The organism is Acinetobacter sp. SwsAc2 (assembly GCF_013391465.1).
Taxonomy (GTDB): domain Bacteria; phylum Pseudomonadota; class Gammaproteobacteria; order Pseudomonadales; family Moraxellaceae; genus Acinetobacter; species Acinetobacter johnsonii.
Window position 1 is genome coordinate 53,594 of sequence record NZ_JACBEZ010000021.1, and the last position, 8,410, is coordinate 62,003.

The following is an 8,410-nucleotide window of genomic DNA, read 5'->3' on the forward strand; positions in this document are numbered from 1 at the left end:
TCATATTCTCCAGTGATTAATTCGAGGGATGTCTTGATCTGTTTTTTCAGTAAAAGTTTTCCATAATTCAACAAATGCTTCGCCAGCTTCATAGTTTGGTCTGCCACCTTTTGCCCATTCGTTAATAGTACTAGCACTCGTAACTGGAAGCATGAAAGCAATCTTTTCACATGTCATTTCATGGTGCTCTTTTAGTTCCCGAATCATTTCCATGTAATTAGGTGCGCCGTAATGAATCGCAGCCTTAAGAAAAATTAATCTTTTTGATGCTCCAAAATTATTGAGCTCAACAAAAATCCCCATGTTTGTCCCCATAAGTTTTATTTCATTAGGGAACGATTCAAGTATTTAAAAAATGGGTATATTTGCCAACAAAACGCGCGCGCGCGCGAGGCAGGGAGCAAAACCCTATATTTTTAGCTATTTCCACCCTATAACATTGCGTTCAAACGAACTTTTTATCCTAGATAAATACGATGACAATGGGTGAGCAAATAATATTTATAACAAGCTCTCTCATATCGTTCTAATTTGCCCTACAAGCTCACAAAAATTATTGATGTACCATTTATCATTTTTTTAATTCAAATCGCCCACAGCTCAAACCAGCGCAAAATTAGTGCATATATCAAATTGGTTTTAAATCTTATTCTTGAATATGAGAGAAGATTTGACCTTGAATTAAGACGGCGCTCTCTTAAAAGAGAGATGATTGATTCAATGGTAGATTCATTGATAGGTTCTGCATCCCAAAAACGGGATCGTTCAAAATCCCAAAATTGGGATCGTTCAAAATACCGTTTTTGGGAATATTCCCGTTTTTGGAATGATACCTAATCTGGAATGATACCAATATTGGATACATTACCGTTTATAAACTCCTCCGAACAAAGACGGTTATTCAAGTTTTAAATGAATCTCCAAAGAGTACGTGCAGCAACAAAAGCCCAAATGCAGCAACAAAAAGTCTTACATGTAGAAACAGAAATTTTCTGATGCAACAACATTGCAAAAATAGAACCTTTTTGATGTTGTAACATGGCAAAGCTAGTTCAAAATTAATCCCTTTTATATCTGTCTATCTTTATTAATTTAAGAAAATTAGCAGGTGAAAAGATGTTCAAACAAAAATATATCATCACTATAGAGAGCGAATCGCCTCCTAAAATATGTCTTGGAGATTCGATACACGGCGCCACTGTTATTGCATTAGAAATAGAACAGTATCCTGATCTAGTTGATTTAGCATGGCTCACTAAACGCTTTCCAATGTCCAGAGAAACACTCTCTCAAAAACTAGAACTATTCAACGTAGGCAGTTCTGGAAAGAAACTCTATGACCCCAATGTTGTTATCCCTTTTCTTAAAACCGATTTGAAAAGTCGACGCGGACGACCAAGGAAGAATTAATGAAACATATAGATCCAAAGCTTAATACCTACACAATGCTATGCATGCGCTATGTATCACCAGTAGTTCACCTAGATACCATTGTCCAAGATTATTTCACGCATATGGATGTCAAAACGGCGCGTAAGAAAGCTAACTTCCATGAACTGCCATTTCCAGCATTTAAAATCGAGCAATCAGCTAAAGCGCCGTGGATGGTCAGGCTTGAAGATTTTGCTATTTATTTAAATCAACAATACGCCCTACATCGCCATGACTACAATGCTATGAACTCTTAGCATTATTTTTTGGGTCTAAAATTAAAATTGGTGAAGAAAATAACTTTTAAGCTAACATAGCAAAATATAGTTGTTGGAAAAGCATACAATAAAAGTTATAACTCTCATGATTTATATATTTTTTCTTTTTATTTTTTTTGGGGGTTCTTATGTCATACATCATTAAATTGATCTCAGAAAATTGCTACATCATTCCTGATGATGAAGGCTGGTTGACCACTACAGAATCGCAGCAAGAAGCTATAGAGATAGGCTTATTCGATGATATGGAATCTGCAGATGAAACAGCACAAAGTTTCAGCGGTGGTATGACCAGAGGCGTTGATTACCTAATCCAGCCAGTTTCTAAAGATCCCTACCATGTTGTGGAAATTATTATTCCTGAATCAATCGCCCCAAAACTAAAGGACGTCAATAAATTTATTAAAAATGGTAAGGCACACGTATTCCTTACTAATGTAACAACTGCAAATGATGCTATGGATGGCTTTACTCGCTACGGCGTTTCTACTGGCACCAATACAGTCCTTTATAAAGCAGCTCAATATCAAGATCGTAAAGATCAAGTTTCACAATACCTAAATGAGCGCTTTGGAAATCAATGGGAAGTAAAACTTATCCCTGTACAAATTTAAGTAACCAAGCGAGAAAAGCTGTGAACCCAACGCAGTCTTTTAGAGCAGATCTGGACACTGAATGAAAATATGTATTCACAGCCTTTAAACCTTGACTGGCCATAAAAAACTATGGGCTTTGGAGTATGGTTGTAAGTTGGTTGGCAAAGTTGTTGGGTTGTATCGGGATGTTTAAAACTAATTTTTAAATAGGGTTAATTATGGAATTTACAATTTCTTTAAGCGATATCTTAACTTTTATAACAGGTTTATTAACTGGTTCAGGAATCACTTACACAAGCCAAAAATTTATTTCTAAAAATTCCAACTCTAACAAAGTTGTACAAAAAAGAAATAATGTAAATGGGAAAATGGTTGGGCGTGATGATAATAGCGTGAATTGAAATGTACAATCCAGTCAATCAATCTGACAACAATGCAGATAAAATAGTCGGTAGAGATGATAATAGTCGTAATTATCATACTTATCTTGATAATAATAAAAACAATGGAACTAAGGCCATTGTAGATATGTATCTAAAAATTTTAGAAAATTCTAATAACTTTTTAGATGACGATACTTATCATGAAGTTACAGAAAGCCTTCTCCGCTATAAGTCTCCGAAATCAGATATGAAAGATCTAGGTACTAAATTATCAGAAGCTTCTAGAAGTGATTTAGTAGATGAAGCTTTAGAATTAAAAGAATTCACAAGTAAATTTATAACTAGATATGAAGCATCTGACTCTGGGCAATTCATTTTGGTTAATATTTTAGCTACCATAGCAAGCAATCACCGAGCTTATGTCATTCCAGCTATAGCAGAAGGACAATCAAGATCAGTAATTGATGCAATTATAGATACAAAAGTAATAGGTAATACATTAAATGCAATAGATGGTACTGGGAAATCAATCACTAGTGATAGAATGTACGGTTTAATGTATTTCCTCGCTGGAAATTGCCATATTAAGTGGACAGTCTAAATGTTAATATACAGCCCTGCATTTGATCTATCACATTGTATATTTAGAATTTTTTTTATATTAAATACTTTTAGTGAAAATACATCCATTGAAATAGATAAAATCAGAATTATTGATTTTTATCTAGCATATCCAGGGTGTATAAATGACTTTAAGTTTCCTGAAGATATTCAAGAGATCAAAAAAGATTTTAAAGATTTACGTAAAGAATATCGAGACCCTATAAACCATAAGATCACTTTTCAAAGGATATCTATTCTTCAAAAGAAAGCCATTTCTAGCCTACTATCGCTGGGTTATATTGATATGGAAAGCTACAAGCAAGGTTTGGTTAAACGTTCAAAGAAAAAATTTACTTCAGATATAAAAGACAAGCTATTTTATTTCTCATTTTATGGCAATCATCAGCTTCCGCTAATAATAGTCATTACACTATTACAGATTGAGCTTAAGGGGGAAAATGGTTTGAAAGCAAGATCTTCTCTTATGGAATATAGATATGAACATAATTGAACCGACATTAGAAATTAACAATTTATTAGTTATTAAAGATGAAAAAATAGCTTTTAACGGTGTATTTAAAACAGGATTGAATATAATTACTGGAGACAACTCTTCAGGTAAAACTACAATTCTCGATTTAATAGCATATACATTAGGTATGGAAGAAATTCCCTTAAAAGCAGAAGCTTTGAGTTGTGATGTAAGTTATTTATCTATTAAAATTAATAATTCAAATCTTATTTTAAAAAGAGAGATATCTGAAATTTCAAGAAGACCTATTTCAATTGCTTACGAAGAATTTGATATTAACAAATTAGATGACTACGACTGGCAAACCTTTTCTATAAATAGATCTGAAAAGATTAGTTATTCCCAAATGCTATTTAATTTAATGGACAATAGTGAGTTTGACTTAGAAGCGTCTTCAACTTTGACTGTTCATCAGATCATGAGATGCATTTACGCAGCTCAACCGTACTTACATTATCCTATTTTAATACCAGCATTATTTGATGATTCTTTAACTCGCAAAACAATTGGGGAATATCTACTAGGTTTTTATAATAATGAACTTTATACAAAGCAAGTTAAGTTAAAAGCTAAAATTAAAGAAAAAACAAAACTTAAAGCAGAATTAAGTTTTCTGAAAAATATTTTAAAAAAATCTTTTTTTTCTTTTAAAAATAAAGCATCAGCACAAGCCAGAATAAATAAAAATACAGATATGCTATTTAAATTACGTACAGATTTAAATAATAAGCAAAAAACCCCAAAAAAAATTGCAAGTGAAAACTTAAAAAAAATTGAAATTTATAATAAAACTCTCAACACCCTAACAAAGGAAAAAAATAAATTTGAATATGAAAAAAACAAACTTTATCTTAATAGCTTGGATTCTCAGATTTTTATTTCTGAACTAATAGATAGGTTAGAAAGACTAGATGAATCTGAATATATTCAGTCAATTTCAAATATAAATTTCGAATTTTGCCCTTCTTGCTTGTCCAGGCTGACCTCTGCTGCTTCTAATATATGTAATTTATGCAAATGTGAAAGTAAAGTAGAAGCTGATTCCCCTATCACTCCACTACTAAGAATGAAAAATGAGTTGCTAATTCAAATTGAGGAGTCTAAAAAAATAAATGATATTAGGGATAATAAAGTTAAAGAAATAAATATAAAAATTAATCATACAAACTTAGAAATAAATTCAATTTCAGCTCAATTGAATGATTTAACTCAACACTGGTCTGACGATGAAAAAATAAATATTTCTAATATTTCATTCAGTATCGGTCAAATTGATGCTGAGATTAAAGAGATTGAAAAATTAATACCTCTTTATGATGAATTAAGTGATTTAAATGAAAGAATTGATGTTTTGGACACAGATATAGATGAACTTAATGTTTCTATTAGCACTCTTGAGGAAGAAAGTTATAAAAAGAAAGAAGATACGATATTAAAGTTAAACTCAAACCTAATGGAATTATTAAAAAAAGATATTCCACGTGAAAAAGAGTTCCAAAATCCAAAACATGTCAACATCAGCTTTTCAGACAATCAAATCTCCATAAATAATAAAAGTAAATTTAGTGAAAGCTCAATGGTAATTTTGAGACATTTATTTCACTTAGCATTATTAAAAACTGCTGACGAAATTCCACATATGCGTTTTCCCCGCTTCGTAATACTTGATGGTATAGATGATGGTGGAAATGAGCCTGAAAGAAATATTCGTCTGCAAGAATTAATCATAGAAACTATTAATTCTCTTGAAAATAGCAGTCAAATCATTGTTGGAACTTCAATAAAGCATTTGCATAAAGATCTTAAGCCTTTTATTTATAATGATATTTTCAATGCAGAAGATAAGTCCTTAAAAATATAATTAATATGGTATTACATTACCTTTTCGACAATATTTATCTGGTAAACAATAAAAAAGCACCCCTGCCTTTAAACTCATGGGTGCTAGGTAAGGCAAGTATTATTAGTAGGTTGCCTTTTTCTATTTTTCCTTACAATTCAACCACCAATAACAACAAGATAGAACTATGAAAACAAAACTAACTATTATCCTGCTTCTGGCTATTTTAATCACTGGCTGCCAAAAGGAAACAGATCAATCCACATCAGGGTCACGAGAAGAACCAGATATTGATAATTTAATGAAAATTGTTGAAGAATCAATGACTGCATACAAAGCATGTAAATCACGTGTAGATGCGGTACAACAGGCTTTGAATGAAACATTTAAAGAATAACTACCTTCTTATAAGTTTTAATAAATTATGAAAATTAAAAGAGTAATTCAAGAAGACTCAACCGGATGTGGGATTGCATGTATAGCCATGGTTGCAGGAATCTCATATGCCGAAGCTAAACAAATTACTTTAAATAATGAGATACTAAAAAAGTCAGTTAAAAATTTTTATACAACTACTAAGGACTTAGTTAATGTTTTAAATAGCATTGGTATTGAATCATCAAAAGGACGAAAAGTTCGCTACTGGTCATCTATAAATACTATAAGCATTGTTGGAATCAACTTTCTTGAGACTACAGATACTTGGCATTGGGTATTGTTTATTCCAAATGAAGATACTGGGTATGTTTTGGATCCTAGCAAAAGAGTAAAGACGGAAAAACGAACAGACTTTTCTCGCATGAGACTAAGATCATATATCCCTATTTCCCTTCCCTAAAACTTTAAAACGCACAAATAGAATTTTTCAGTAAACATAGTTAAGAATAATCCTAGGGAAATACAAACGCTTCTCATGATCGATAACTAGCATTAAGGATTCGAATCCATGTCCATAAGGTACATGCAGAAATAAGGATACAAATAGGGATATAAATCAAAAACATGAAAGCTCAAATGCAATGCATATAAGGCATTTAGAGCAAAGTTCTATTCCCGCAGAGCGCACCATTTTATGGTTTATTTTGATCTACAATAATACAAAACAGTTTATTAAATACCTAAAATTCAACATCTTATCAAACAAATCATCTAGGCTAATCTATAAACCCCCAACTTAATATATGTTTTTTTACGGTAATTTTTACGGTAAGATGTATTACCGCAAAAACTCTTACCGTAAAATGCCAAAAATTGTTATACCACTTACAGATACCAAGATTAAAACTATTAAAGCAGACTCTACAAAAGTACAGAAGCTTGCCGATGGCCATGGCTTATTTTTGATTATCTCTAAAACTGGTGATAAAAGCTGGAGATTTGATTACTCACGCCCCTATACGAAAAAAAGGAATTCCTTAAGCTTCGGCTCATACCCTACAATCTCTTTAGCTGACGCAAGAATCAAGCGTGAAGAAGCTCGTACCCTTCTCTCTCAGAACATTGACCCACATGTTGAAAAAGCCAGAATTAAGAATGAGATACTAAATGCGAATAATAATATTTTTCAAAAAATTGCAAATGAATGGATACTAAAACAAGCCTTTGCTGAGTCGACAATTAAAGGGCAACAACGCCTACTAGAAGTGATAAATCAACATATTGGAAAAATTCCAATACATGAAATTAAAGCAATGGATGTTCTTAAAATTTGTCGAACTTATGAAAAAGAAGGCAAATTAGAAACAGCCAAAAAAGTCAAAGTTAAATGCAGTCAAGTTCTTCGTTATGCGGTTTCTATTGGGCTTTGTGAGCGTGATGTTACTCAAGATTTGAAGGGAGCTATCTCTCCTCCCAAGGTAACTCATATGGCAGCGTTGGTAGCACCTAAAGAGTTCGCCATGCTTTTACAAGATATCGAGCACTATGAAGGTTCTGTAATCACTCGTTACGCCTTGCGTATTGCTCCTCTAGTCTTCGTTCGCCCAGGAGAGCTCAGACATGCTCAGTGGAAAGACATTGATCTTGAACATGCTTTATGGAGCTATACACCACCCAAGACAAAATCTAAAACAGGCGTTCAGCATATTGTCCCACTATCAACTCAAGTCATTCATTTACTTTCTGAACTTGCCCAAATAACCAAAGCTAAAAGTGAGTATGTATTTCCAGCAATTACTTCTAATTTAAAACCAATGTCAGAAAATACCATCAATCAAGCTTTACGTCGCTTAGGCTATACCAGTGAGCAAGCATGTGGCCATGGTTTCCGTGCTTCTGCACGTACAATATTAGAAGAGGTTTTAGAATTTCCGATTGAACTGATTGAGCAGCAACTTGCCCATCAGGTAAAAGATATGCATGGTCGTGCGTATAACCGCACCAAGCATCTAGAGAAAAGAAAAGAGATGATGCAAAGATGGGCTGATTATTGTAATGAAATAAAAAATGGATAGTATATTTACTATCCATTTTTGGGAAAAATATCTAACCAGCTACTTTTCGCTTAGCGTTGAGCGCATCTCTCCATAAAATCAAACTCTGGATATCTGAACTTAGTTCAGCTTCTTCAGGAATACGTATTGGAATTTCATCAGATTGACTATGCTCAAAGCATGAATACAGAGATGGATCCGTAAATTTGAACAACTCCTATAAGTGATATTCTGCTCCTCAAATGATGTTATAAACATCAATATATGGAGTATTTTATGGCACGTAGACCAAGAAGAAATCATTCAAATGATTTT

At 32.8% G+C, this 8,410-nt stretch carries 10 protein-coding genes and 3 pseudogenes; 11 read left to right on the forward strand and 2 right to left on the reverse strand.

Annotated features, from left to right (window positions below; genetic code table 11):
* Positions 1 to 303, reverse strand: coding sequence for a hypothetical protein (locus HYI04_RS10630; RefSeq protein WP_004691615.1), 303 nt, complete (start codon positions 301 to 303; stop codon positions 1 to 3).
* A gap of 406 nt (positions 304 to 709) precedes the next feature.
* Positions 710 to 841: pseudogene (locus HYI04_RS16950) on the reverse strand (helix-turn-helix domain-containing protein); the annotation flags it as partial.
* A 275-nt stretch (positions 842 to 1,116) separates the two neighbouring features.
* On the opposite strand from HYI04_RS16950, the gene HYI04_RS10635 reads away from it, so the two are divergent.
* The 11 genes and pseudogenes from HYI04_RS10635 (at position 1,117) to HYI04_RS10680 (ending at position 8,116) form a co-directional block, all read left to right on the forward strand.
* Positions 1,117 to 1,410, forward strand: a complete 294-nt coding sequence (locus HYI04_RS10635) for a hypothetical protein (protein ID WP_004691616.1) — start codon at positions 1,117 to 1,119, stop codon at positions 1,408 to 1,410.
* Entirely contained in the window at positions 1,410 to 1,688 is a 279-nt protein-coding gene (locus HYI04_RS10640; protein WP_178896146.1) for a pyocin activator PrtN family protein, read from the forward strand. The genes HYI04_RS10635 and HYI04_RS10640 overlap by 1 nt, the downstream gene beginning before the upstream one ends.
* Before the next feature lie 149 nt (positions 1,689 to 1,837).
* Complete coding sequence (locus HYI04_RS10645) at positions 1,838 to 2,323, forward strand: hypothetical protein (protein WP_178896147.1); 486 nt, start codon at positions 1,838 to 1,840, stop codon at positions 2,321 to 2,323.
* A 63-nt stretch (positions 2,324 to 2,386) separates the two neighbouring features.
* Positions 2,387 to 2,498, forward strand: a pseudogene (locus tag HYI04_RS17060) (peptidase S24); the annotation flags it as partial.
* 25 nt (positions 2,499 to 2,523) lie between these two features.
* Positions 2,524 to 2,706, forward strand: coding sequence for a hypothetical protein (locus HYI04_RS10650; protein WP_178896148.1), 183 nt, complete (start codon positions 2,524 to 2,526; stop codon positions 2,704 to 2,706).
* A 1-nt stretch (position 2,707) separates the two neighbouring features.
* Complete coding sequence (locus HYI04_RS10655; protein ID WP_171533157.1) at positions 2,708 to 3,289, forward strand: ABC-three component system protein; 582 nt, start codon at positions 2,708 to 2,710, stop codon at positions 3,287 to 3,289.
* Positions 3,290 to 3,802 carry an ABC-three component system middle component 5 gene (locus tag HYI04_RS10660; protein ID WP_171533156.1) on the forward strand — a complete coding sequence of 171 codons (513 nt, stop codon included), beginning with the start codon at positions 3,290 to 3,292 and terminating at the stop codon, positions 3,800 to 3,802.
* Positions 3,789 to 5,684, forward strand: a complete 1,896-nt coding sequence (locus HYI04_RS10665) for an AAA family ATPase (protein WP_178896149.1) — start codon at positions 3,789 to 3,791, stop codon at positions 5,682 to 5,684. Before HYI04_RS10660 ends, HYI04_RS10665 begins: the two co-directional genes overlap by 14 nt.
* Before the next feature lie 250 nt (positions 5,685 to 5,934).
* A pseudogene (xseB, locus tag HYI04_RS10670) lies at positions 5,935 to 6,060 on the forward strand (exodeoxyribonuclease VII small subunit); the annotation flags it as partial.
* Positions 6,061 to 6,087: 27 nt separating this feature from the next.
* Positions 6,088 to 6,501 (forward strand): cysteine peptidase family C39 domain-containing protein, encoded by a 414-nt coding sequence (locus HYI04_RS10675; protein ID WP_178896150.1) that lies wholly within the window; start codon positions 6,088 to 6,090, stop codon positions 6,499 to 6,501.
* A gap of 403 nt (positions 6,502 to 6,904) precedes the next feature.
* The gene (locus HYI04_RS10680; RefSeq protein WP_178896151.1) at positions 6,905 to 8,116 is read left to right on the forward strand and encodes an integrase arm-type DNA-binding domain-containing protein; all 1,212 of its coding nucleotides are present in this window, start codon (positions 6,905 to 6,907) and stop codon (positions 8,114 to 8,116) included.
* The last annotated feature ends 294 nt before the right edge of the window (positions 8,117 to 8,410 follow it).

Coding starts and splice junctions, on each gene's coding strand:
- HYI04_RS10630 (WP_004691615.1), bottom strand. CDS start 303: ATGGGGATTTTTGTTGAGCTCAATAATTTTGGAGCATCAAAAAGATTA.
- HYI04_RS10635 (WP_004691616.1), top strand. CDS start 1,117: ATGTTCAAACAAAAATATATCATCACTATAGAGAGCGAATCGCCTCCT.
- HYI04_RS10640 (WP_178896146.1), top strand. CDS start 1,410: ATGAAACATATAGATCCAAAGCTTAATACCTACACAATGCTATGCATG.
- HYI04_RS10645 (WP_178896147.1), top strand. CDS start 1,838: ATGTCATACATCATTAAATTGATCTCAGAAAATTGCTACATCATTCCT.
- HYI04_RS10650 (WP_178896148.1), top strand. CDS start 2,524: ATGGAATTTACAATTTCTTTAAGCGATATCTTAACTTTTATAACAGGT.
- HYI04_RS10655 (WP_171533157.1), top strand. CDS start 2,708: ATGTACAATCCAGTCAATCAATCTGACAACAATGCAGATAAAATAGTC.
- HYI04_RS10660 (WP_171533156.1), top strand. CDS start 3,290: ATGTTAATATACAGCCCTGCATTTGATCTATCACATTGTATATTTAGA.
- HYI04_RS10665 (WP_178896149.1), top strand. CDS start 3,789: ATGAACATAATTGAACCGACATTAGAAATTAACAATTTATTAGTTATT.
- HYI04_RS10675 (WP_178896150.1), top strand. CDS start 6,088: ATGAAAATTAAAAGAGTAATTCAAGAAGACTCAACCGGATGTGGGATT.
- HYI04_RS10680 (WP_178896151.1), top strand. CDS start 6,905: ATGCCAAAAATTGTTATACCACTTACAGATACCAAGATTAAAACTATT.